The following is a 23,854-nucleotide window of genomic DNA, read 5'->3' as shown; positions in this document are numbered from 1 at the left end:
ATTGGCGCGATTTTGGGTACGTCTGACACCCGCTTCCCATCGCGTTCTGTAACAGGATGCCTGGCATGTAACTGACGCCGGGGTATTCGTTGCTCTGGCATCGCCATTCGGTACAGGCCGGATTGCATACCTGGGCCGCAAGCGTCGGGCGTTACAAATCCATCGAACAGTTTCTGATGATTGGATGAGGCTAATGATCAAGATCAAAAAAGGCCTGGATCTTCCCATCAGCGGCGCTCCTGAGCAGACCATTACTGACGGCAAACCCGTTCGCCACGTGGCATTGATCGGTTTTGACTACATCGGCATGAAGCCGACGATGGTTGTGAAAGAAGGGGACCGTGTAAAGCGCGGTACGCTGCTGTTTACGGACAAGAAGACCGAAGGCGTTCGTTATACCTCACCGGCAGCCGGTGTGGTCAAAGAAATTAACCGCGGTGAGCGCCGCGTGTTCCAGTCGATTGTCATTGAAATCGACGGCGACGACGCGGAAACATTTGCGCGCTACGATGCCTCCGATATTGCTGGCCTTGAGCGTCAGCAGGTTGTCGACAACCTGGTTGAATCCGGTTTGTGGGCGACCTTCAAGACTCGTCCGTACAGCAAAGTGCCTGCAATCGACTCGGCACCGCATTCCATCTTCGTGTCGGTGATGGACACCAATCCCCTGGCGGCAGACCCCACGGTCATCATCGGTGAGAACAGCGCCGCTTTTGAGCAGGGCCTGAAGATTCTCACCAAGCTGACGAACGGCAAGGTATTTGTCACCGGTAAGCCCGGATCCGATGTACCGGTTCCGTCTGACGACAATGTGGAAGTGCAACAGTTTGATGGTGTTCACCCGGCGGGCAACGTCGGTACCCATATTCACTATCTTGACCCGATTGCCGGCGACAAGGTGGTGTGGAGTATTGGCTATCAGGACGTTATCGACATAGCCAGGCTGTTCGAAACAGGGGAACTCCCGGTAGACCGGATCGTTGCGGTTGGCGGGCCTAAGGCACTGAAGCCGCGGATGATCCGTACCCGCATCGGCGCCAGCCTGACGGAACTCCTGGAGGGTGAAATTGCCACAGACTGCGAGGTTCGCACGATTTCCGGTTCCGTGTTTGGTGGCCGTCGCGGTGATGGGCCCTGCGCCTATCTCGGTCGTTTTGCCAATCAGATTTCTGTTCTGGAGGAAGGCTATAAGCGAGAGTTTATGGGCTGGCTGTCTCCGGGGCCGAACAAGTTCTCGGTTCTGAACATCTACCTGTCAAAACTGGCGGGCAGCAAGCTGTTCAATTTCACCACCTCAACCAACGGCAGCGAACGCGCCATGGTGCCCGTAGGTGCTTACGAGCAGGTGATGCCACTGGATATTCTACCTACGCAGCTGCTGCGTTCGCTGATCATTGGTGACACTGAGATGGCACAGAAACTGGGTGCGCTGGAACTGGATGAAGAAGATCTGGCACTGTGCACGTTCGTGTGCCCGGGTAAATACGAATACGGTCCGATTCTCCGTGAGAACCTGACCCGAATCGAGATCGAGGGCTAACAGATGGCAATCCGACAGTTTCTCGATGGCATAGAACACCACTTTGAAAAAGGTGGCAAGTACGAGCGCTGGTATGCGCTGTACGAGGCCGTCGATACCATTTTCTATACTCCCGGCTCGGTGACATCCACTACCTCTCATGTGCGCGATGGGGTCGACCTGAAGCGCATCATGATCACGGTGTGGCTGTGTACCTTCCCGGCGATGTTCTTCGGTATGTGGAACATCGGCTTTCAGGCCAACAGCTTCCTGGCTGAAAACCCCGATGCCCTGATGGGTGACGGCGGCCTGCGTACTGCTTTTATCAGTGCCCTGGCGGGTAACAACGCCGCCAGTATCTGGGACAACTTCGTTTACGGCATGGCCTACTTCGTGCCCATCTACTTCGTTACCTTCGTCGTTGGTGGTTTCTGGGAAGTGCTGTTTGCCACGGTTCGCCGTCATGAAGTCAACGAAGGGTTCTTCGTAACCTCCGTTTTGTTCGCGCTGATCTGCCCGCCCACCATTCCGTTGTGGCAGGTGGCCCTGGGTATCACCTTTGGTGTGGTTATCGGCAAGGAAGTGTTTGGCGGAACCGGCAAGAACTTCCTGAATCCGGCCCTGACCGGCCGTGCGTTTCTGTACTTTGCCTACCCGGCGCAGATTTCCGGTGACACAGTATGGACAGCGGTTGATGGATTCAGCGGTGCAACGGCACTCAGCTGGGCAGCCAGCGGTGGCCTGGAAGCACTGGAAACCCAGATTGGCTGGATGTCGGCGTTCATGGGCTCTATCCAGGGCTCAATGGGTGAGACCTCGACGCTCGCAGTACTGATCGGCGGTATCATTCTGCTGGTGATGAAGATCGCCTCCTATCGCATTGTCGGGGGTGTAATGATCGGCATGATTGGCATGTCGCTGCTGCTGAACGTTATCGGCTCCGAGACCAATGCCATGTTCGACGTGCCTGCGCACTGGCACCTGGTCATGGGCGGTTTCGCCTTTGGCATGATGTTCATGGCCACGGACCCCGTGTCTGCTGCCATGACCAATACCGGGCGCTGGTGCTTCGGTATACTGGTAGGCGTTATGACCGTGCTGATCCGCGTGATCAACCCGGCTTTCCCGGAAGGCATCATGCTGGCAATCCTGTTTGCCAACCTCTTTGCACCGCTGATGGACCACTATGTGGTTCAGGCAAATATCAAACGGAGGCTTGCACGTGGCTAAAGCTAAAGAAACTGTCTCCAGAACGCTGATGGTTGCACTGGTGTTGAGTATTGCCTTCTCTGTTGTGGTTTCGACCGCCGCGGTAATGCTTCGTCCGGCGCAGGTCAAAAACCAGAATCTCGACATTCGATCCAACATTCTGGCTGCGGCTGGTATGCTTGAAGAAGGAATGTCGGCTGACGAGATTGAAGAAATCTTCTCACGCTTCGACGTGCGGCTGGTGGACCTCGATTCCGGAAACTACGTGGAACCTGACGCGGTCGGTGTTGAGGATCCGATGAAGTACGACATGTACAAAGCGGCCTCTGATCCGTCCTTGTCCACAGATATCCCGGCGTCAGAAGACAAAGCCGGTATCAAGCGTCGTCCGGATGTGGCCAAGATCTATACCCTGAGTGAGGACGGCGAACTTGTCAGAGTTGTGCTTCCGATTCATGGCTACGGACTGTGGTCCACTCTGTATGGGTTTGTGTCGCTGGAAGGCGATGCCAACACCATTGAGGGGCTGGGCTTCTATGACCACGCAGAAACTCCCGGGCTTGGCGGCGAAGTGGATAACCCTCGCTGGAAGAGTCAGTGGGTTGGCAAAGAAGTGTATGGCGATGAGCTGGAAGAGCCGCAGATTCGCCTGGTCAAGGGTGGCGTGAGCTCCGGAGCATCCGACAAGGAGCACAAGGTGGATGCGCTGTCCGGTGCGACCCTGACGAGCCGTGGTGTTGAACAGCTGGTCAACTACTGGATGGGTGACCGGGGCTTCGCACCGTACCTGAAAAAACTTCGTGAAGGGGAGGTCTGATCATGGCAGACGCTTCAGCCAAACAGGTTCTCTTCGAACCGATTTTCAGTAACAACCCTATTGCGCTGCAGATACTGGGTATCTGTTCAGCGCTGGCGGTGACCACCAGCATGAACGTGACTCTGGTCATGTGTGCGGCGGTTATCGCGGTAACGGCTTTTTCAAACCTGGCTGTGTCGCTGGTTCGCATGCAGATTCCCGGCAGCATCCGGATTATCGTGCAAATGACCATCATAGCCTCTCTGGTTATCGTGGTGGATCAGGTGCTCAAGGCCTATGCCTACGAAATCAGCAAGCAGTTGTCAGTATTCGTTGGTCTGATCATCACCAACTGTATCGTTATGGGCCGGGCTGAAGGCTTCGCCATGAAGAACGGTCCCTGGTTGAGCTTCCTGGACGGCATTGGTAATGGCCTCGGCTACTCGGTATTGCTTATCTTTGTCGCGTTCTTCCGTGAACTGCTGGGCGCGGGCTCGCTATTCGGCGTATCCCTGATGCCAGTTGTGAACGAAGGTGGCTGGTACATTCCCAATGGTCTGCTACTGCTGCCGCCAAGTGCGTTCTTTATTATTGGTCTTACCATCTGGGGTCTGCGGACCTGGAAGCCGGAGCAGGTGGAAGAGCCCGACTTCAAGATGTCCCGCCACACCGTTAAGGAGGCCTTCTGATGGAACACTATATCAGTCTGATACTGAAGGCCATTTTTGTTGAAAACATGGCGCTGGCGTTTTTCCTGGGGATGTGTACGTTCATTGCGATCTCCAAGAAGATCGAAGCCGCTGCCGGGCTTGGTATCGCAGTTGTCGTGGTGCTGACGATCACGGTTCCGGTGAACAACCTGCTCTACAACACCATCCTGAGGGAAGGTGCGCTGGACTGGGCAGGCTTGCCGAACGTTGACCTGAGCTTTTTGGGCCTGCTGACGTATATCGGTGTTATCGCCGCGCTTATCCAGATCATGGAGATGATTCTGGACAAGTACATTCCGGCGCTGTATGCAGCGCTCGGTGTGTTCCTGCCGTTGATCACAGTGAACTGCGCCATCCTTGGTGCCTCACTGTTCATGGTTGAGCGCGACTATACCTTTAGCGAAAGCGTGGTGTACGGGTTTGGTGCAGGTGTTGGCTGGGCGCTGGCGATACTGGCCCTGGCCGGTATCCGTGAAAAGCTCAAGTACAGCGACGTTCCCGAGGGCCTGCGTGGCCTGGGTATCACCTTCATTACGGTTGGTCTGATGTCCCTGGGCTTTATGTCATTCTCAGGCATTTCACTGTAACCAATCCGGTGATTCGGTTTAACGAAAAGGCGAGACCATGAATACAGAAATCATTCTCGGCGTGGTCATGTTCACTGTTATCGTACTGGCCCTTGTCGCGGTCATCCTCGCGGCACGGTCCAGGCTGGTAAGCACCGGTGATGTGACCATCGAAATCAACGATGATCCCGAGCACACACTGAAAACGGAAGCCGGCAGCAAGCTTCTCGGTACCCTGGCCAACAATGGCATCTTCCTGTCGTCAGCCTGTGGCGGCGGTGGTACCTGTGCCCAGTGCAAGTGCAAGGTTCTGGAAGGCGGCGGTGCCATGCTGCCTACGGAGAAAACCCACTTCACCAATCGTGAAGAGAAGGAAGGCTGGCGTCTGTCGTGCCAGGTGCCTGTAAAACAGGATATGAAGGTTGAGGTGCCGGAGGAGTTCTTTGGCGTCAAGAAGTGGGAATGCGAAGTTATTTCCAACCACAACGTTGCAACCTTCATCAAGGAACTGGTACTGAAGCTTCCGGAAGGCGAAGAAGTGGATTTCCGGGCTGGCGGTTACGTCCAGTTGGAGTGTCCTCCTTACGAGATCGATTTCAAGGATTTCGACATCGAGGAAGAGTTCCACGAAGACTGGGACAAGCACAACATCTGGCGCTACAAGGCAGTCAACAAGGAAGAGACCATTCGCGCCTATTCCATGGCGAACTACCCGGACGAGAAGGGTGTTCTCAAGTTCAACATCCGTATTGCCACGCCACCTCCGGGCACAGATCATCCACCTGGCATCATGTCCACTTATGTGTTCGCCCTGAAGCCGGGTGACAAGATCACCGTGATGGGACCATTCGGTGAGTTCTTCGCCAAGAAGACCGATGCCGAGATGGTATTTATCGGCGGTGGTGCCGGCATGGCACCGATGCGCTCCCATATTTTCGACCAGCTGAAGCGCCTGAATTCCAAGCGCAAGATCAGCTTCTGGTACGGCGCACGAAGTGTCCGGGAGATGTTCTATGTCGAAGATTTCGACATGCTGGCGGAGGAGAACGAAAACTTCGAATGGCATGTGGCATTGTCTGATGCTCTGCCTGAAGACAACTGGGAAGGTCCGACCGGGTTCATTCACAATGTGCTCTACGAAACCTATCTGAAGGACCATCCGGCCCCTGAGGACTGTGAGTACTATATGTGTGGGCCCCCAATCATGAACGCCTCCTGTATCAAGATGCTGAAGGATCTTGGGGTGGAAGATGAGAACATCATGCTGGATGACTTCGGGGGTTAATCAGCTCACATGACGCTCAGCATGCTACGACCCGTCAGGGTGGTTCTGGCCAGCGCCATTCTGGTGCTGGCCTTTGCCGCGCTGGCGGGTTGTTCGTTTGAGGAAGAGGAAAAAGTCTGGGAGATATCCGGGCCTGTTTTTGGCACCCAGTATCATATTAATGTGGTATTGAAGGAAGACGCAGATCGGCTTGAGAATCTGGCAGGTGGTATCGAGGAGGTGCTTGAAGGTGTTGATGCCTCCATGTCCACCTGGCGGGACGATTCGGAACTGTCCCGATTTAACAGCCTGGACGATCAGAGTCAGTGGACCGGGATATCCAGGCCGCTTCATGAGGTTCTGGCAACAGCCCGGGAAGTGTCGGAACTGACTGGTGGTGCCTTCGATGTGACCGTGGGCCCGGTGGTCAATCTGTGGGGGTTCGGGCCTGATGCCCGGCCAGAGCAGGTGCCCGGCGATGACGAGCTTTCCTCCGGACTTGAACGCATCGGCTATGACAAGCTTGAGCTACAGGAAGAGCCGCCCGCACTCAGGGCCAGCCCCAATCAGTACGTGGATCTTTCTGCGATAGCAAAGGGTTATGGGGTGGATGCGGTTTCACGCTTCCTCGAATCAGAGGGAATTTCCGCCTTTCTGGTGGAAATCGGTGGTGAAGTGCGCGTTTCCGGGCGTAAACCGGACGGTGAAGCCTGGCGCCTGGCCATTGAAGAGCCGGTTTCACAACGGCGGGAAATCAACCGTGTAGTTGCCCTGGACAGTCAGGCAATGGCAACCTCGGGAGACTATCGTAACTATTACGAATCGGAAGGGGAGCGGTTTTCACATACAATAGACCCCAAGAGTGGCAAACCGATCCGTCACAACCTGGCGTCGGTCACGGTTATAGCAGACGATTGCATGACTGCAGACGCGCTGGCGACGGCTTTCAATGTGATGGGGTTTGAACAGGCAAAAGACCTCGCCACACGTGAAAACATTGCCGCTTACTTTATTGTTCGTGGCGAAGACGGGTTTGAAACGGATTACACCCCGGCTTTTTCCTCGTTCCTGGCACATTAACGGAGAGACCTCCTATGGGTACTTTTCTGCTGGTTCTGACAATTGTTTTACTGCTGGTTGCCGGTATGTCGGTCGGCGTTATCTTCGGTCGCAAGCCTATCAGCGGTACATGTGGGGGTATTGGTGCCATGGGTATCAGCAAATCCTGCGATATCTGCGGTGGTAATACCCAGAAATGCGAAGAAGAGAATGAGCGTCTTGCCAGTGAGGGCAATTCAGCAGAGGCATTAACCTACGACGCCTCCAATAACAAGACCCACTGATTCGACGCTATCAGAACACTATAAAAATCCCGGGAGCCTCTGATAAGCGCCTGCCTGGCCTTTGTGCGCGTGCAGGGTCTTTTCAGAGGCTCCCTCACGACGTAGCTAAGGAGTCACTGCAGAATGGCAGAGCATCATTACGACGTCGTCGTTATCGGCGCGGGCCCCTCGGGGGAAGGCGCGGCGATGAATGCGACGAAGCATGGTAAACGTGTCGCGATCATTGAGGACAAACCCACGGTTGGCGGTAACTGCACCCACTGGGGCACAATCCCTTCCAAAGCGCTGCGCCACTCGGTCAAGCAGATCATCACGTTCAACACCAATCAGATGTTCCGTGACATCGGTGAACCACGCTGGTTCTCGTTCCCGCGCGTTCTGCAGAATGCCCAGAAGGTGATCGGCAAACAGGTCAAGTTGAGAACCCAGTTCTATGCCCGCAACCGGGTGGACCTGATCAACGGCAGGGCGAGCTTTCTCGATGCCAACCGGCTGGAAATTCGTGGTAACAAGTCCCACGAAATTCTTCACTTCAAGCAGGCTATTATTGCCACGGGGTCGCGTCCGTATCTTCCGCCCAATGTGGATTTCCGTCATCACCGGATTTACAACTCGGACACGATTCTCAACCTGTCCCATACCCCCCGCACATTGATCATTTATGGTGCCGGTGTAATCGGCTCGGAGTACGCTTCGATTTTTGCCGGGCTTGGTGTGAAGGTGGATCTGATCAACCCGGGTAGCCGCCTGCTCACTTTCCTGGACGATGAAATATCCGATGCCCTGAGTTATCACCTGCGCAACAATGGTGTACTGGTCAGACACAATGAGGAGTACGAGTCGGTTGATGGCGACGACCACGGGGTTGTGCTGTCACTGAAATCCGGCAAGAAAATCCGTGCCGATGCTTTCCTCTGGTGTAACGGTCGCAGCGGTAATACCGAAAAACTGGGGCTGGAGAATATTGGCCTGACTCCCAATGGCCGCGGTCAGCTGGCCGTGGACGACCATTACCGGACCGACGTTGAGAATATTTACGCGGCCGGTGACGTGATTGGCTGGCCCAGCCTTGCCAGCGCCGCCTACGACCAGGGCCGCTCGGCGTCCTCCGACATCGTCAAGGACGATTACTTCCGCCTGGTAACCGATGTTCCCACCGGCATCTACACCCTCCCTGAAATCAGTTCCGTCGGCAAAACCGAGCGTGAGTTGACGGAAGCCAAGGTGCCTTATGAAGTGGGGCAGGCGTTCTTCAAGGATCTGGCGCGGGCCCAGATTACCGGCGACCCGGTTGGAATGCTCAAGCTTCTGTTTCACCGGGAATCGCGACAGCTTCTGGGTATTCACTGCTTTGGTGACCAGGCCGCAGAGATTGTTCACATCGGCCAGGCCATCATGAACCAGGAAGGGGAAGCCAATTCCCTGAACTACTTCATCAATACCACCTTCAACTACCCGACCATGGCTGAGGCATACCGCGTAGCCGCACTAAACGGTCTGAACCGGATTTTCTGACTGGGTGCTGTCGGCCCTGTTTTGTCCCGCGGGCAGGTGCAGGGCTGCTTTTGACCGGTTATCGAAGTACATGCGTGTACTGGTCGGGTAATCGGTGATAATGCTGTCGACCCCTTTTGCCTCGAGCTGAAGCATGTCGTGGATGCGGTTGACGGTCCAGGTGGACACGTGCATACCTCTTCGGTGGGCATCGTTCACAATCGCTTCCGTGCACATACGCCAGCCGATGCACAGAAAGTCGCAGTGCAACCGGGCTGCCGCATTCACGGGTTTCGGGAATTTGCGGTCAGTAACCAGGCCGATGCGCACCTTCGTGTCCCTGCGGCGCGCCTGCTGAAGGAACCAGTGATCAGAAGAGGTGATGGCAACACGATTGTACAGGTCGCGACGCTGAATGACTTCGATCAGGCGGTTGCAGAGAATGTTCAGGCGCTGGCGGCTGTCTTTTTTTACTTCCAGTTGCAGATGCTCAAAATCAGGGTATTCGTTGAGCAGCGTTTCCAACGAGGGAATGCCGACGGTCCGTGGCCAGGGCGTTCCGCTTCGCCTGGCATCCATTCCCGCGAGTTCCTCGGCAGTGAAGCTGCTGACACTGCCTTCCTGGCCGGTCGTGCGATCGACCGTAAGGTCATGAACGATGACCGGTTTACCATCTTTGGACAGTACCAGATCAAGCTCAAAGTGCCGGACACCATGGCGGTAGGCATGGGTGAACCCGGCGAGGGTGTTTTCCGGGGCTTCTCCCTTTGCCCCCCTGTGCCCATAAACGATCATTCTGTAGCGGATTCCTTCAGGCGGTTGTAAATTTGCTGGCGTTTCTTCCAGGTGTCATGACACAGCTGGATGTCTTCCAGATAGGCTGGCAATTCTTCCATCAACAGGGCCTGTGGGCCATCCACCAGCGCTTTTTCCGGCTTGGGGTGAAAGTCCACCAGCACCATGTTGGCGCCGGCAATCACGCCCTGGGCGGTGGCGTGCATGACGTCCAGTACTCCGTCTGGCGCGCGCTCACGGCTGCCTACCGAGTGAGATGGGTCCACACACACCGGCATCCGGGTAAGGCGTTTGACTGCGGGCACGTGGGCGAAGTCCACCATGTTGCGGTGGGGCTGGCCGGCTTCCGTTTTCATGCCGCGCAGGCAGAAGATCACGTTGGCGTTGCCTTCGCTGGCCAGGTACTCGGCGGCATTCAGCGATTCGTTCAGAGTGATGCCAAAGCCGCGCTTCAGCAGCACCGGATAAGTGGACTGGCGGCCAATAGCCTTCAGCAGCTCGAAATTCTGGGTGTTGCGTGTGCCCACCTGAAGCATGACGCCTGTCGGACGGCCAAGCTGTTCCAGGCAGTGGTCGATTTCTTCAATATGGCTCTCATGGGTGATTTCCATGGCAATCACCTTGATGCCATGCTTGCCGGCTTTCTCGAATACCCAGGGCAGACACCCCTTGCCGTGCCCCTGGAAGGAATAGGGGTTGGTCCGTGGCTTGTAGGCGCCCATGCGGGTACAGACCTGGCCGTTCTCCTCCAGTGCCTGCATCATCTGCTCCACGTGCTCCGGCACGTCGACGGCACATAGCCCGGCAAAGATATTCAGGTTTGACTGGTCAAAAGTGACGCCATTGTAGGTGAAGCCACTCTGGCGGCGATCGTCCTTGTGGCGGCCGAGTATCCGGTAGTCATCAGAGATACGAATAGCCCGTTCCACCGCGGGAAGGGCCTCGATGTCCTCCTTGTTGAGAGACTTGGTTTCTCCCAGAAGATAGACCTCGGTGAGGCGCTGTTTCGCGCCCTGGACCTGGTGGACCCTGACTGATACGCCCGGCAGGTTTTCGAGAAAGTCCATGGTCTGGCGATAGGCTTCGCTGTCCAGTGCGGTATCCGGGTGGAGAATGGCTAACATACTTGCTCCTTAAGATTCAGTCAGCGCCCTCGGCGCGGTGGCGGGCCTGCATGAATTCCCTGTGGTTCAGGTGCAGCAGGTCTGCCATGCGGCGAATCAGATGTTCCTCGTACTTGTCGATACGGCCATCGGCAAAAGCCACCCGCCAGATACTCTCGAGCAGGACCTGTTTCTCGTCCTGGCTCAGCTGCTCATTGATCATGCCGGTAAATTCGTACAGGGAAGTAGCATCATCGGCATGGCTGAGCGCGTCCTGCAGAATGTCTTCCGCTTCCTCACGGGTGACCTGGTGGGCCCGTACCGCGCAGTCAACGATGGTTTTCAGTTCTTCGTCATCCTGCTCATTGTCCACCCTGGATAACTGAACCATCAGCGCGGTGGCGGCAACGGCAAGCTGGTGATTGTCTGGCTGCGTGGGTTCGTCTTCAGGCGAGCCAAACAGTTTTTTCAGGCGCTCAATCATGGTTTGCGGCACTCCTCCCGGTTACTGCTGCTGGCGTCAGGCGGCCTGGGACAGTCTGCGGACGCGGTTTTCCAGTTCAATCTGGTCATTGGTGAAACGGCGGATGCCGTCCGCCAGTTTCTCGGTGGCCATGGCGTCTTCGTTGGATTCCCAGCGGAACAGGCGTTCATCGATGTTGCCGGGCTTGTCAGCACTCGTCGCGCCTTCCGCCGACAACCGCCGCGGCAGGGTACCGGAATCGTTATCCAGTTCCTGCAACAGTGCCGGGCTGATGGTGAGGCGGTCACAACCGGCCAGCATCTCGATCTCACCGGTGTTGCGGAAGCTGGCGCCCATGACTACCGTCTTGTAGCCGTTGGCCTTGTAGTAGTTGTAGATGCGGCTTACGGACTGCACGCCCGGATCTTCTTCGGCCGGGAAGGCGTCGCGGCCGGTTGCTGCCAGGTGCCAGTCCAGAATACGGCCCACAAACGGCGAAATCAGGAAGGCGCCGGCATCGGCACAGGCGGCGGCCTGGATAAAGGAGAACAGTAGAGTCAGGTTACAGTGAATGCCTTCCTTTTCCAGTTGCTCGGCGGCGCGAATCCCTTCCCAGGTAGAGGCGATTTTGATCAGAACCCGGCTGGTGTCCATGCCGAGATGGTCATAAAGCTCCACCAGGCGGCGGGCCCGGGTGAGGGTGGCGCCGGTGTCGAAAGACAGCCGGGCATCCACTTCCGTTGAAACCACGCCCGGTATACGGCCCAGAATCTGCTTTCCCGCCAGTACGGCCAGCATATCGGTGGCGTAAGTCAGCTGCTCGGCATCCGAACCACCCTGTTTGCGGGCGGCGGTCACGGCTTCGTCCAGCATGGGGCGGTAGGCATCGGAGGCCGCGGCCTTGAGCAGAAGCGACGGGTTGGTGGTAGCATCCTGCGGTTTCCACTGGGCAATGGCGTCCAGGTCCCCGGTATCGGCTACCACGGTGGTCATGGCTTTGAGTTGTTCAAGCTTGCTGGTCATTCGTCCTGTCGTCCTGATAGGTTTGTTATTGATCGCCCGTATCGCGGGCGCTGAAGGTTATACGCCTACAATAACGGGCTGCCCTGACAGGAACAAGACAGTAAAAGGTATCAGGGCGATCAGGCCGGCACGACCAGTGAGACGTCCGGCTCCGGAACCCGGGCCATGGCCTGCTCGATAACCTCAATGCCGGAACCCGGTTTGTGGGCGTTCTCACTGATGTAGCGCCGGAACTGGCGGCCGCCGGGCTGGCCATGGAACAGGCCCATCAGGTGCCGGGACATATGGCTCAGGTAAACCCCCCGGTCCAGTTCATCCTGAATGAATGGTAATACCGCACGCAAGGCATCGTGCCGGGAACGGGCCGGTCCGGGTTGCCCGAAAAATTCGGTGTCCACACCTGCCAGCAGCCAGGGGTTGTGATAGGCCTCGCGACCGAGCATGACGCCGTCGGTATGTTCAAGATGTTGGCGGCATTCGTCGAAGGTCTTGATGCCGCCATTGATGATGATTTCGAGATGGGGATAGCAGGCCTTGAGCCGATAGACCCAGTCGTACTTGAGCGGCGGTATGTCCCGGTTTTCCTTGGGGCTCAGTCCTTCCAGAACGGCAATGCGGGCATGGACGATAAAGGTGCGACAGCCTGCCTCGGAGACCTTTTCAATAAACTCGCACAGTTCCTCCCAGGATTCCCGGCCGTCAATTCCGATCCTGTGTTTTACCGTTACCGGAAGACCGGTGGCGTTGATCATCGCCCGCACGCCCTCGGCAACCTTGTCCGGGCAAGCCATCAGGCAGGCGCCGATCATGTTGTTCTGCACCCGGTCGCTGGGGCAGCCCACATTCAGGTTTACTTCATCAAAACCGTATTGCTCCGCCAGCGCTGCGCAGTGAGCCAACTCCTGTGGATTGCTGCCACCCAATTGCAGTGCCAGCGGGTATTCCGCCGCATCATGCCGCAGGAAACGCGACGTATCGCCATGAATCAACGCGCCAGTGGTGACCATCTCGGTGTACAGCAGGGCGTGCCGGCTGAGCTGACGGGCCAGGTAGCGATAGTGGGTAGTTGTCCAATCCATCATCGGGGCCACGCAGAACCTTCGTGACGGCCCGAAACGGGTGTTTACCTGATTTTCCACTGTCTGTGCTGGCATATCTGTGGTGCTGCTCGTGATCATTAACTGCCCAATCTGAATCTGTCTGTCATTCGTCGCTGAGGTCAACGGATCAAATGAAAAGGGCTGCTATTCTATCAGGAAATCGGCGCGCCTGGCCGTAGGGCTTTGGCGAAACAAAGAGAACGTTATGAACGAATCTATATTTATTACCGGCGCCGGTGCCGGAATCGGTCGCGCTACGGCCCGGCTTTTTGCCGAGAAAGGCTGGTTTGTCGGCGCGGCAGACAGGGATGCGGAAGCTCTGGAAGCTTTGCGCAATGAGCTCGGAGCTGACAGGTGCAGTATCCATATCGCGGACGTTACCGATTCCCCGTCAGTAACGCAGGCGCTGGCGCAGTTTGCCGGGCACACTGGCGGCAGGTTGAAGGTGCTGCACAATAATGCCGGTATATTGAAAGTTGGCGCCTTTGACGGAATCAGCCCCGCCGTCCACCGCAGTGTGGTGGAGGTGAATGTGATTGGCCTGATGAATGTCCTTCATGCCGCTTTTCCCTACCTCAAGGCAACGCCTGGCGCGCAGGTGATCAATATGAGCTCCGCATCGGCATCCTATGGTACCCCTGATTTCGCCTCCTATTCCGCCAGCAAGCACGCAGTGCGTGCACTGACCGAAGCGCTGGATATTGAATGGGAGCAATATGATATAAAAGTAGGGGATCTGATGCCGCCGTTTGTGAATACCGGGATGGTCCAGTCCAACGAGGGGCAGTCGGCACTGTTCGACAACATGGGCATCAATCTGACCGCGGAAACTGTGGCCGCTGCGGTTCGGGACCAGGTCCGCAAGCCCCGGCTGCACCGCCCGATTTCGATGCAGTTCCGGGCGCTCTGGCCCATTACCCGCACCGCGCCGATCGCTGTTACCCGGACGGTTATGAAGCGGCTGTGGCGCAACGGTTAGCAAGTTCTGGTGCCTGGAAATGACTTATGACAACGAACTGATTTCCTGAATCTGCTAGGTTGCTCGGATGCACGGCAGCTTTATCTTCAGGAGGTCAGTCATGTCCAGTTCTGGCGATGCATTGGCGTCTTTGGAATTCTTTCCGTGGAGCCGGCATTTCGAGGTTGGCATCAAGGAGATTGATGAGCAGCACAAAATGCTCGTGAAGATTGTCAACAGGCTGGTCTGGCATTCTGTGTCTGCCGGCCCCCAGTCCCGGGTTGATCAGATCCTCGATGAATTACTGTCCTACGCCAATTATCACTTTACGTCTGAAGAACGCATCTGGAATTCGGCCTTTGGTGGCGCGACCATTGCCCGCAACCACCACGACGCTCACCAGATGTTCTTCGCCCAGATTCAGACGCTTCGCAGCAGCGGTCAGTCCAAAGGCCAGATAATGGCTGATCTGTTTGATTTTCTCGCCCGCTGGTTGGCGTTTCATATTCTGGAGTCGGATCGCCGGATGGCCATGACAGTCAAGGCTGTTGAGCAGGGGGCCTCCCTGGATGAAGCCAGAAAGCAGGTTGATGACCAGTTGGGGGGCAGTGGGGGTGAGTTGATTTCGGCGTTGCTGGAAGTCTACAGTAAGCTCTCTTCGAGTACCGCGCAGTTGATGCGGGAAAACCTCACCAGAGAGTAAGTTTCAATGCCGGTAATGGTTCAGGCTCTCACGCCTGTGTTTGCGTTGATCCTGTTGGGCTACCTGTTCCGGCGCTGGCACTTCCCGGGGGACGACTTCTGGATCCAGGCGGAGCGCTTTACCTACTACGTGCTCTTTCCGGCCATGCTGATCTTCAAGCTGGGCCAGGCAAGGGTGCCGCCGTCGGCCTATGGCGACATCCTGATTCTTATCGTTGCCATGCTGGTGTCCATGACGCTGTTGCTGGCCGCTCTTCAGTGGATCTGGCGCTGGCCCGGGGCGGTTTTCTCCTCGGTTTTCCAGGGCGGCATTCGTTTTAACTCCTACGTTGCCCTGGCGGCGGCAGGGATGTTGCTCGGTGATGAGGGCCTGTCGCTGATTGCCATTGCAGTCGCGGTGAAAGTTCCGTTACTCAACCTGCTGTGCATTCTGATGTTTTCCCTGGTGGCCGGGAACGGTGCAGTCAAGCTGAAACCGGTTGTCCAGGCCATTGTCTCCAACCCGTTGATTATCGGCTCGGTGATCGGGATGGTCTGGAGCTATTTCCAGATCGGCTTTCATCCGCTGGTGGCCGGCATTCTTGAACCCTTGAGTGACCTGGCCCTGCCACTGGGACTGATGACCGTAGGCGCCGGCCTGCAACTGAAGGCGCTGCGTGGTGCTTCGATGCCTTTCCTGGTCTCCTCGACCGCCAAACTTGTCATTTTCCCCTTGCTGACGGCTGCTCTGGCGATACTGTTGGGTATGGAAGGGTTGATGGTTCAGGTGATCGTGTTGCTGGCAGCCCTGCCGACAGCCACGTCGTCCTACATCCTGGCGCGTCAGTTGGGTGGTGACGCGCCATTGATGGCAGGCATTGTCAGTGGCCAGACATTGCTGGCCATGGTGACCATTCCGCTGTTACTGGGCATTCTCTGGTAAACACCTGAGCGCCGCGTCTGCCAGGCTCTGCTGGAAAGTGATATACCCGTCGCGGCCGGGCTCGATGTCCGTGGCAAGCGGGTCCCAGGTGCTGAAGGTAATATCCAGGCCTTCAGTGATCGAGCGCCACCACTGGCGATTGAACTGGGGTTCCGTCATCAGGCAGGGATGGTTGGCCTCCTGCAGCTTCTGTTGCACCTCTGCAATATGCCGTGCGCCCGGAGACAACTCGGGATTCAGGGTCAGGATACCTTGCAGTGTCAGGCCATAGTGCTCTGCGAATCGCGTGAAGGCGTTGTGGTAGGTGAACAGGTCGATCTCTGCCACAGGCTTCAGTCGGGTGGTAATGTCACTTTCGGCGGTGGACAGGTCTCGCTCAAACCGTTTGAGGTTGGCGTCAAGGGCAGCCACGTCGGCGCCATCCTGCTGCACGAGTACCTTGTGAATATCCCTTGCCATATCCAGTGCCAGTGCGGGGTCCAACCAGATATGCGGGTCCTCGCCGTCGCCGTGATCGTGGCCGTGCCCGGCGTGATCATCGTGACCACCGTGATCATCTTCGGTTTCAATCTCGGGTATATCTTCTCCGTGCATCAGTGAGTAGGTGCGGTCCCGAAACTCATTGCCGCTGAGCAGGCGTGTGAGAAAGGTTTCCAGCTCCGGCCCCACCCAGAAAATGGCGTCAGCATTCTCCAGGGCCCGGCGCTGAGAGGGTTTCATGGTGTAGTTATGGGGGCTCGCGCCGGGCTGGACCAGTGTTGTTACTTCTACATCGTCCGCTGCCACGGCTTTTACCAGCAGTTCGATGGGTTTGAGTGACGTGACAACCTGGGTGGCCGCCAGGGCAGTGGCGGATCCGAGGAGTGCGGCACATCCCAGTGCGGTGGCGCCGACAAAGCGATTGGCGATCATAGTAGGTAAGGTCTCCAGAATTGATGGTACGTTATAATATAACAATAAGGCGCGCAGATAAAATGGATTGCCGCCGGCCCATGCGAAATCCGCCCGTGGCCGGTATAATGCGTGGCCTTTAACGCACAGCCTTTACCAGGCAGTAACCTTCAGGATGCTTTCATGACCGTACGTACCCGAATCGCACCGTCCCCCACCGGTGATCCCCACGTTGGTACCGCTTTCGTGGCGCTGTTTAATCTGTGCTTTGCCCGACAACACGGCGGCCAGTTTATTCTGCGGATTGAAGATACGGACCAGGTCCGCAGTACCGATGAGTCCGAACAGGACATCCTGCAAGCCCTGCGCTGGTTGGGACTTGAATGGGACGAAGGCCCTGATGTGGGTGGTCCTCATGGCCCCTACAGGCAGTCAGAGCGCAAGGACTCGTATCGGCAGTACGCATTGGATCTGGTCACCAAGGGGCATGCGTTCTACTGTTTCCGCACCCCGGAAGAGCTGGATGCCATCCGTGAAGAACGCAAGGCCCAGGGCCTGAACCCGGGCATCAAGGGTGATCTGGAACTGCCGGAAGAAGAGGTCAATCGCCGCCTGGATGCGGGCGACCCGTATGTGATTCGCATGAAAGTACCGGAACACGGCGTCTGCGAGATCGAGGACATGCTCCGTGGCACCATCGAGATCGACTGGTCCCAGGTAGACAGCCAGATCCTGCTGAAGTCCGACGGCATGCCCACCTACCATCTGGCCAACGTGGTGGACGATCACCTGATGGAAATCACCCACGTGCTGCGTGGCGAAGAATGGATCAACTCCGCCCCCAAGCACAAACTGCTGTATGAGTATTTTGGCTGGGATATGCCGATGCTGTGCCATCTACCGCTGCTGCGTAACCCGGACAAGAGCAAGCTGTCCAAACGCAAGAATCCCACCAGCATCAATTTCTACGAGCGCATGGGGTTCCTGCCGGAGGCAGTGACGAATTACCTGGGCCGCATGGGCTGGTCCATGCCGGACGAAAGAGAGAAATTTACCCTGGATGAAATGATCGAGAACTTCGACATCCAGCGTGTCTCCCTGGGTGGCCCGGTTTTCGATGTGGAGAAACTGCGCTGGCTCAACGGCCAGTGGATCCGCGACGAACTCAGTGATGAACAGTTTATCGAGCGCATGCGCCACTGGTGGTTCAACGAGCAGGCCCTGCGGGACCTGGTGCCCCATATCAAGGGCAGGGCGGAAGTGTTCAGCGACGTGGCGCCGATGGCCTCGTTCATGTTCTCCGGCATGCTCAACCTCAAACCGGAAGATTTCAGCCACAACAAGCTGGACGAAGCCCAGGTCAAGCGGGTACTCCAGTTCACCCTGTGGAAACTGGAGGCCCAGCGACACTGGAGCAAAGACAACATTTTTGCCGACATCAAAACCCTGGCCAAGTCCATGGAACTGAAAATGGGTGATTTTATGTTCGCCATCTTCGTGGCCATCGCCGGAACCCCCAATTCCTGGTCCGTGATGGACTCCATGGCCATGCTCGGCCCGGACATGACCCGCTCCCGCCTGCGCCATGCTCTTGAAGTCCTGGGCGGTTTCTCCAAGAAGGAAACCAAGCGGGTGGAGAAGGAGTATGCAGCCCTGCTTGCCGAGTAACCAGATTGGTGAATAAGTAAACGGCCTGGGCAGGGATGTTCACGAAACTGAAAAAACGTTGGAAAAAAGGTTGACGCCCCAGGGGCCGATCCTTAATATACGCAGCCGTTGAGGGGCCATAGCTCAGCTGGGAGAGCGCAACACTGGCAGTGTTGAGGTCAGCGGTTCGATCCCGCTTGGCTCCACCAATTTCTAGTCCCCTTCGTCTAGTGGCCTAGGACTCCGCCCTTTCACGGCGGCAACAGGGGTTCGAACCCCCTAGGGGACGCCAATACGGCTTGACGGTCTAGTCCACCGGTAAGCCATCAAAAAAACCGCCTTCGGGCGGTTTTTTTGTGGGTGTCTGCCGGGGTCTGTCCCTGCGGGACTGACCCCAACCATACTGACCAGCTATCCCTTACCACCATAATCCTGATGAGAATTAAGGGCTCAGTCGCCAGTCGCCGATAAACCCCGCTGTAAGCATTGAGTTGGTCAATGTTTGTGGGGTCAGTCCCGCAGGGACAGACCCCTAGGACAGACCCCTTGAAGCAATAGCGCCTTTTCCAACCCCCTCATAAGCCTTCACTCGAATAATATCCTCCGGAAATTCTGCTTTAAGCTGCTCGGCAATATGAGCTGCAATCAGCTCCACCGTCGTATCGGAATCCAGCATGTAAACCCGGCTCTCCGGCAGCGTCAGCGCAAATTCTCCCTGGTTTGCCTCATATTCGAAGGTCACATATTCCGTGCCGTCCGCGGCTACCCAGCGCCGGGTTACATCTTCCTCGGACCCCACGTAGATATCCTGCCACAACTTCGCCCAGCGATTTTCAAGATCCCGGTCGCGATGACCGTTGCGGTCAATCCGGATCGGGGAGCGGTGTCCGTGAGCAATCCGCTGGCAGTTACCCAGATGTTTTTTCAGCCCATGAACGTAGTGGTAGTAGGCACCTTCAATCACATCTTCCCGTAGTGAAATCTCCACGTCCGTCACATTGGCCGGCAGCACTGCCCGCAACTCGTGCTCCAGAAGAGTTGCGACCGCAGATGGAACCACCCGTTCAGAGGACAGCCAAACCACGGCCTCGTCCGGGGATTGATGAAGAATGCGGGTGCCGTCTGTCAGATGCCACACAAAGCGGTCCGGCTCGTCTTCGTTCCATTCGAGCCCGCTATTGCCCCGGGGGATCACCAGGCGGTGATCCACTCGCTCATCAATTACCCGCTTGATGGTGCGTTTGACGTTACTGAAATCAAACACCATACCCTGGTCGTCCAGCTCGCCACCCAGAACCACATCCACAATCCAGCTTTCGCCCACGAGCCCGCGGGAGGCGTCCAGATAGGCAAAGTCGATAACCGTCAGATTGTCTACGAAAAGGTGGTTCATCGGAGGGGCCCGGGAAGATGAGGTTGATTGGTGGGCGGATTCTAGCAAAAATCCGCCAACGCTAGCAGCTTTGCATAGGGTGCGTGGTGAAAACAACGGAGCAGGTGAGAATGGAAAACACCGATGAAGATCGCCATGATGACTTCCCCGCACTGGTGTTGGCCGCCGGCGCGTCCCGGAGGATGGGCAGATCAAAGGCCCTGTTGCCGGTGCATTCGGGCACGCTACTGGATCACGCCATTGGCCAGGCAAAGCTGCTGGGTGCCCCGGTCACTGTCGTTGCGGGTGGTTGGTACCCGCTGGTTCGCTATCGTTGCCGTGTGCAACCGTCAGCCTGGGTATTTAACAGGGATTGGCACAAAGGTATGTCGGCGTCTTTGAAAGTCGGTGTGGGAAGTCTGGGGGCTCATGCCAAAGGGGTGTTTGTGGTGTTGCTGGATCAACCGCTGATTGAATCCGGCGCGCTGACCGCACTGGCGCAGGCGGCCAGAAATAACCCCTCGCAACCCGTGGCGGCAGATCTGCATGGCAAACCTGGTGCGCCGGCCTATATCCCCAGGCGTTTGTGGCCTCAGGTAATGATGCTGGAAGGAGACAGAGGGGCCGCCGCCATCCTTGCGAGCAACGGTGCCATCCGAATTGCCATGGCTGGCGCCGCTTCGGATGTGGATACGCCCGCAGACTGGTGCCGTGTCAACCGTCAGTTACCCGAACAGCCCTGACAACCAGGCGATGCCCACTGCAAAAATGCCCAGGCTGGCGGCCAGGCCCATGGTGTAGAGGCGGGATGTGGCCGAACGCTGCTGGGATACAAACAGATCGATAGTGCGCTGGGCGATGTCCTCGGCGGTTTCCCGGGAGATCTCGTGGGCCTGCTGTATGGCTTCTGATTGCAGGGTCTGCCAGAACTCGGTATCAATGGTCTGTACGCTGGTGATGTGGTCTTTGAGTTCTGCCATGTGATTGCTGGTGAAGCCCGTGTTGCGGGACAGATCCTTGCGCAACTCGGCCAGCTCACGAGCCAGGTTGAGATTGACCTCTGCTGCCACGTCATCCCGGAGATTGCGAGTACGCTGTTCGATCATTTCGGTCACAGCGTTGAGACGCTCTTCAACTGCTGCTTCCTGTCTTTTGCCGGATTCGTCCAGCGCCCGCTTGAGGTGGTCAAACTGTTCGTCGAACAGTGAGCTGAGCAGTTCATGCAGGCGATTGTTGATGTGAGTCTTCACAGCCGAGCGGGCAATCTGTTCGATCAGATCGCTGGTCAGTGGAACCACCTGCGGGCCGCTACCGCTGCCATTGCCCTGCGGTTCACCATCGGCTTTCGGAGACATTTCCAGGGATGCATCCGTGGGGATGTCCAGAGGTTCGTCCTCCGTAGCCCCGGCGACGGCGTTGCCCGGTTCCGGTGGTTCGGGAAGGTTGCCATCGGTCACATCGCTGTCAAGCTGCTCCAGGACCAGGCTGAGGCCCTCTGTGTGAGGCGGCTTGGTGAGAATGTTGTAGACACCGAAATTGCGTGCCTCCTCCATAAACGACTGGGACTTCTTCGAGGTGCACATGATGATGGGGATGGCGGCTGTTTCCGGATTGCCCTTGATGGCCTTCGTGGCTTCCACGCCATTCATGCCCGGCATCAGGTGATCCATGAAGATCACATCGGGGCGCTTATTGGCGTTGAGGAAGTCCAGCGCCTCCTCTGCCGAGCCGGCCATATTCACTTCCATGTCCCGGCCTTCCAGCAGTTTGCTCAGGGCAAATCGAGCCACTTTCGAGTCGTCTACCAGGAGTGCATTCTTGATCGCCATGTCACAACCTCAACCTTTACTGCATGTGTGTTCAATAGCGGGCTGATGCTTACCAGCCTTCCAGTTTCGGGCATTGGGTTGCCCGATAGCTCTTCTCCCGATAACAAACACCGGGTTCCTTGGTCCGGGCGGTGAAAATCTCCCCGGCCGCCGTTGTCAGGCGCACCTGTCCGTAGGGTTCGCCATACCTGAAAGTGGCCTCGATCGAGCTGCCGTTGGGATTGCGTAGCAGCCCCTTGCCGTGGAACGAGCCTTCGATGTATTCACCTTCGTATTTCTTGCCATCGGCAAACACTTCCTTGCCTTTGCCATGGAACTCGCCGTTGGAAAATTCGCCTTCGTAATGTCGTCCGTCGGGGTAGGTGAGGGTGCCTTCGCCATGAAATTCGTCGTTCCGGAAGCCGCCGACATAAAGCATGCCGTCCGACGTAGTGAGTGAGCCATGTCCGTTCAGCTGTCCTTCGGACCATTGCCCGGTCAGAATATCATCGTTCGCCAGGGTCAGCGTGCCCTGGCCGTCAAACTGGTCGTTGCGGAACTGGCCGGTATAGCGGGTGTCGTCAGCATTCCGCCAGGTCCCTTCACCGTGGCGCTGCCCCTCACGCCAATCGCCTTTATAGCGACTGCCGTCGGGGTACCAGGCGGTACCTTTGCCATCAAACTCGCCATCCACGAAGTGTCCTTCGTAGCGCAGGCCCTTGGCATCTTCATAGATGCCATCGCCGGTTTTGATGCCGCCAACCCAGGTGCCGTCGCGGTATTCGACCCGGGTGTAGGCGTCCAGTTTGCCCACCAGCGTCTTTTCATTGCCAGCGGCGAGCGCTACTGTTTGCTGCCATGGCTTGTGGCCCTCCTTGCTGATAACCACTTCGTATCTGCCGGGTTCCAGTTCCAGATCCAGCCGGGTGGCACCGTAGTGCTTGCCGTTGATAGTGACCTCATCGCCGACCACGTTTGAGCGCAGCACCAGCTTGCCGGTTGTCGGGCGGGGCTCTTCCGGTTGTTGTGGGGATGCGTCTGTGCGCGTTTCAGGCATTGCCGAATGGGGTTCAGCAACCGCCAGCATTTCCGGGTCTTCGGGTAGTTCGGGAATAAAGAAGGGCTCGCCGGTGATGCGGCCGCGGGCGCGACGATCAGTGTCGGCCTCGTCACCAGTGGGTTCTCCGGAAGCGGCCAGAGCGCTGTCCCCCAATGGCAGTTCCGGAGTTTCAGCAGCGCTGGCTTCGGTGGTGCTGTCTTCCCGGTAAAGTTGGTCGGATGCGGGTTCCAGGGTATCTGTGGAAACGGTGGCGATGGTTTCTTTGGCTTCCGGCTCACTGGCAATGATATCCGTGCCCATGGAAAGATCATTGCGCACCGATGCAAAGCCGGCCGTCACCAGAAGCATCAGTGCCAGGGCGTTGACGAACAGTAGCGGTCTGAAATCGACCATGGGAAACCTCTCGATTCTGCATTCTTGTGTTACAGCCGGTGCCCCGCCCGTGTCATTGTCGTTGTTCAACGGGAATCAGGGATTACACAGCCTTATCTTACCCAGTCGGGGCAATCTTATGTAACACAAAGTCACGGAAGTTAACGAGAATGCAGGACAAATCACACTTTCTCCGGAAGCTGATCATGGTTGAGCTGTTCCCAGGAACGCATGTACACATCTGCCTCGTACTGATAGGGGGATTTGAAAGGGGTCAGCACGAAGTCGAACACCAGAAAGAAGAATCCGACAGATCCCCAGGCGATGAACAGCGTACTTATAGTGGTGGCCTGGACTTCCGGGTTTGCGTCGACAAAACTTTCCAGTAGTGGTATCAGGTCCGATGCCATCACCACCGGGTTGAAACTCGATAGTACGAACGGTATCCAGAAGGCCAGGAACACCGGAAAGAACCCGAAGGACCACAACACCCTGCGCAACAGGTATATGCCGATGGCGCGCCAGTATCGTTGCCTGATCTCGGGAACCCGGCGTATGCGCTCCAGGTAACGGCGCCGTTCGTCCCAGTAGGCAGCCACTTCCGGGGCGTGGACATTATGGCCTTTGCTGGCGGGCTTGTGGCCGGTTCCGGAGGCGCTTCTGGCGGTGTCCGGAGTGTGATTGCCCTGGGTTTCAGTGGTCATGGCGTCGGGTACTGCCTTGTGGCTTCGGGTTAG

The 23,854-nt window shown here is 57.0% G+C and carries 24 protein-coding genes and 2 tRNA genes; 16 read left to right on the top strand and 10 right to left on the bottom strand.

What is annotated here, in order from left to right:
- Positions 1 to 193 precede the first annotated feature (193 nt).
- From FDP08_RS05095 to sthA, 9 genes are all read left to right on the top strand, one after another.
- Complete coding sequence (locus FDP08_RS05095) at positions 194 to 1,540, top strand: Na(+)-translocating NADH-quinone reductase subunit A (RefSeq protein ID WP_137434923.1); 1,347 nt, start codon at positions 194 to 196, stop codon at positions 1,538 to 1,540.
- A 3-nt stretch (positions 1,541 to 1,543) separates the two neighbouring features.
- Complete coding sequence (locus FDP08_RS05090) at positions 1,544 to 2,749, top strand: NADH:ubiquinone reductase (Na(+)-transporting) subunit B (protein ID WP_137434922.1); 1,206 nt, start codon at positions 1,544 to 1,546, stop codon at positions 2,747 to 2,749.
- The gene (locus tag FDP08_RS05085) at positions 2,742 to 3,545 is read left to right on the top strand and encodes a Na(+)-translocating NADH-quinone reductase subunit C (protein WP_137434921.1); all 804 of its coding nucleotides are present in this window, start codon (positions 2,742 to 2,744) and stop codon (positions 3,543 to 3,545) included. Before FDP08_RS05090 ends, FDP08_RS05085 begins: the two co-directional genes overlap by 8 nt.
- A gap of 2 nt (positions 3,546 to 3,547) precedes the next feature.
- Positions 3,548 to 4,213 carry an NADH:ubiquinone reductase (Na(+)-transporting) subunit D gene (locus FDP08_RS05080; RefSeq protein ID WP_137434920.1) on the top strand — a complete coding sequence of 222 codons (666 nt, stop codon included), beginning with the start codon at positions 3,548 to 3,550 and terminating at the stop codon, positions 4,211 to 4,213.
- Positions 4,213 to 4,821, top strand: a complete 609-nt coding sequence (gene nqrE / locus FDP08_RS05075; protein ID WP_137434919.1) for an NADH:ubiquinone reductase (Na(+)-transporting) subunit E — start codon at positions 4,213 to 4,215, stop codon at positions 4,819 to 4,821. Before FDP08_RS05080 ends, nqrE begins: the two co-directional genes overlap by 1 nt.
- Before the next feature lie 37 nt (positions 4,822 to 4,858).
- Entirely contained in the window at positions 4,859 to 6,085 is a 1,227-nt protein-coding gene (gene nqrF / locus FDP08_RS05070) for an NADH:ubiquinone reductase (Na(+)-transporting) subunit F (RefSeq protein ID WP_137434918.1), read from the top strand.
- Between the two features lie 9 nt (positions 6,086 to 6,094).
- Positions 6,095 to 7,144, top strand: a complete 1,050-nt coding sequence (locus FDP08_RS05065) for an FAD:protein FMN transferase (protein ID WP_137434917.1) — start codon at positions 6,095 to 6,097, stop codon at positions 7,142 to 7,144.
- A gap of 14 nt (positions 7,145 to 7,158) precedes the next feature.
- The gene (nqrM, locus tag FDP08_RS05060; protein WP_137434916.1) at positions 7,159 to 7,407 is read left to right on the top strand and encodes a (Na+)-NQR maturation NqrM; all 249 of its coding nucleotides are present in this window, start codon (positions 7,159 to 7,161) and stop codon (positions 7,405 to 7,407) included.
- Positions 7,408 to 7,530: 123 nt separating this feature from the next.
- Positions 7,531 to 8,922 (top strand): Si-specific NAD(P)(+) transhydrogenase, encoded by a 1,392-nt coding sequence (gene sthA / locus FDP08_RS05055; RefSeq protein WP_137434915.1) that lies wholly within the window; start codon positions 7,531 to 7,533, stop codon positions 8,920 to 8,922.
- On the opposite strand, the gene FDP08_RS05050 is transcribed toward sthA, so the two are convergent.
- From FDP08_RS05050 to dusA, 5 genes are all read right to left on the bottom strand, one after another.
- The gene (locus tag FDP08_RS05050) at positions 8,896 to 9,696 is read right to left on the bottom strand and encodes a glycerophosphodiester phosphodiesterase (protein WP_137434914.1); all 801 of its coding nucleotides are present in this window, start codon (positions 9,694 to 9,696) and stop codon (positions 8,896 to 8,898) included. The genes sthA and FDP08_RS05050 overlap by 27 nt on opposite strands.
- The gene (locus FDP08_RS05045; protein WP_137434913.1) at positions 9,693 to 10,820 is read right to left on the bottom strand and encodes a 3-deoxy-7-phosphoheptulonate synthase; all 1,128 of its coding nucleotides are present in this window, start codon (positions 10,818 to 10,820) and stop codon (positions 9,693 to 9,695) included. Before FDP08_RS05045 ends, FDP08_RS05050 begins: the two co-directional genes overlap by 4 nt.
- 16 nt (positions 10,821 to 10,836) lie before the next feature.
- A complete protein-coding gene (locus tag FDP08_RS05040) occupies positions 10,837 to 11,283 on the bottom strand; it encodes a tellurite resistance TerB family protein (RefSeq protein WP_137434912.1) in 447 nt (148 codons plus the stop codon).
- A gap of 36 nt (positions 11,284 to 11,319) precedes the next feature.
- On the bottom strand, positions 11,320 to 12,285 hold the full coding sequence (gene tal / locus FDP08_RS05035; protein WP_137434911.1) for a transaldolase: 966 nt from the start codon (positions 12,283 to 12,285) through the stop codon (positions 11,320 to 11,322).
- A 119-nt stretch (positions 12,286 to 12,404) separates the two neighbouring features.
- A complete protein-coding gene (dusA, locus tag FDP08_RS05030) occupies positions 12,405 to 13,439 on the bottom strand; it encodes a tRNA dihydrouridine(20/20a) synthase DusA (protein WP_137434910.1) in 1,035 nt (344 codons plus the stop codon).
- A gap of 151 nt (positions 13,440 to 13,590) precedes the next feature.
- Here dusA and FDP08_RS05025 point away from each other — a divergent pair, with 151 nt between their 5' ends.
- The 3 genes from FDP08_RS05025 (at position 13,591) to FDP08_RS05015 (ending at position 15,967) form a co-directional block, all read left to right on the top strand.
- Complete coding sequence (locus FDP08_RS05025) at positions 13,591 to 14,364, top strand: SDR family oxidoreductase (RefSeq protein WP_137434909.1); 774 nt, start codon at positions 13,591 to 13,593, stop codon at positions 14,362 to 14,364.
- Between the two features lie 100 nt (positions 14,365 to 14,464).
- Positions 14,465 to 15,046, top strand: a complete 582-nt coding sequence (locus FDP08_RS05020) for a bacteriohemerythrin (RefSeq protein ID WP_170978973.1) — start codon at positions 14,465 to 14,467, stop codon at positions 15,044 to 15,046.
- 6 nt (positions 15,047 to 15,052) lie between these two features.
- Positions 15,053 to 15,967 carry an AEC family transporter gene (locus FDP08_RS05015; protein ID WP_137434907.1) on the top strand — a complete coding sequence of 305 codons (915 nt, stop codon included), beginning with the start codon at positions 15,053 to 15,055 and terminating at the stop codon, positions 15,965 to 15,967.
- Here the strand turns inward: FDP08_RS05015 and FDP08_RS05010 are convergent.
- Positions 15,947 to 16,879, bottom strand: coding sequence for a zinc ABC transporter substrate-binding protein (locus FDP08_RS05010; protein ID WP_137434906.1), 933 nt, complete (start codon positions 16,877 to 16,879; stop codon positions 15,947 to 15,949). The genes FDP08_RS05015 and FDP08_RS05010 overlap by 21 nt on opposite strands.
- Positions 16,880 to 17,041: 162 nt before the next feature.
- Between FDP08_RS05010 and gltX the strand changes: the two genes are divergently transcribed.
- The 3 genes from gltX (at position 17,042) to FDP08_RS04995 (ending at position 18,797) form a co-directional block, all read left to right on the top strand.
- Positions 17,042 to 18,526, top strand: coding sequence for a glutamate--tRNA ligase (gene gltX, locus FDP08_RS05005; RefSeq protein ID WP_137434905.1), 1,485 nt, complete (start codon positions 17,042 to 17,044; stop codon positions 18,524 to 18,526).
- Between the two features lie 112 nt (positions 18,527 to 18,638).
- Positions 18,639 to 18,714, top strand: a tRNA-Ala gene (locus tag FDP08_RS05000).
- Between the two features lie 7 nt (positions 18,715 to 18,721).
- A tRNA-Glu gene (locus FDP08_RS04995) sits at positions 18,722 to 18,797 on the top strand.
- Between the two features lie 240 nt (positions 18,798 to 19,037).
- Here the strand turns inward: FDP08_RS04995 and FDP08_RS04990 are convergent.
- Positions 19,038 to 19,898, bottom strand: coding sequence for a 6-pyruvoyl trahydropterin synthase family protein (locus FDP08_RS04990; protein WP_137434904.1), 861 nt, complete (start codon positions 19,896 to 19,898; stop codon positions 19,038 to 19,040).
- 110 nt (positions 19,899 to 20,008) lie between these two features.
- Between FDP08_RS04990 and FDP08_RS04985 the strand changes: the two genes are divergently transcribed.
- Entirely contained in the window at positions 20,009 to 20,620 is a 612-nt protein-coding gene (locus FDP08_RS04985; RefSeq protein WP_137434903.1) for a nucleotidyltransferase family protein, read from the top strand.
- Here FDP08_RS04985 and FDP08_RS04980 read toward each other — a convergent pair.
- The 3 genes from FDP08_RS04980 to FDP08_RS04970 all read right to left on the bottom strand — a co-directional run bounded on the left by FDP08_RS04980 (position 20,603) and on the right by FDP08_RS04970 (position 23,821).
- On the bottom strand, positions 20,603 to 21,706 hold the full coding sequence (locus FDP08_RS04980; RefSeq protein ID WP_137434902.1) for a response regulator: 1,104 nt from the start codon (positions 21,704 to 21,706) through the stop codon (positions 20,603 to 20,605). The genes FDP08_RS04985 and FDP08_RS04980 overlap by 18 nt on opposite strands.
- A gap of 49 nt (positions 21,707 to 21,755) precedes the next feature.
- Positions 21,756 to 23,138: a PEGA domain-containing protein gene (locus FDP08_RS04975; protein WP_137434901.1), complete on the bottom strand. Its 1,383-nt coding sequence runs from the start codon at positions 23,136 to 23,138 to the stop codon at positions 21,756 to 21,758.
- Positions 23,139 to 23,299: 161 nt separating this feature from the next.
- A complete protein-coding gene (locus FDP08_RS04970) occupies positions 23,300 to 23,821 on the bottom strand; it encodes a hypothetical protein (protein ID WP_228263237.1) in 522 nt (173 codons plus the stop codon).
- Between the last annotated feature and the right edge of the window lie 33 nt (positions 23,822 to 23,854).

The organism is Marinobacter panjinensis (genome assembly GCF_005298175.1).
In the GTDB taxonomy this organism is placed as follows: Bacteria; Pseudomonadota; Gammaproteobacteria; order Pseudomonadales; family Oleiphilaceae; genus Marinobacter; species Marinobacter panjinensis.
This window is presented reverse-complemented; position numbering and strand designations above follow the sequence as displayed.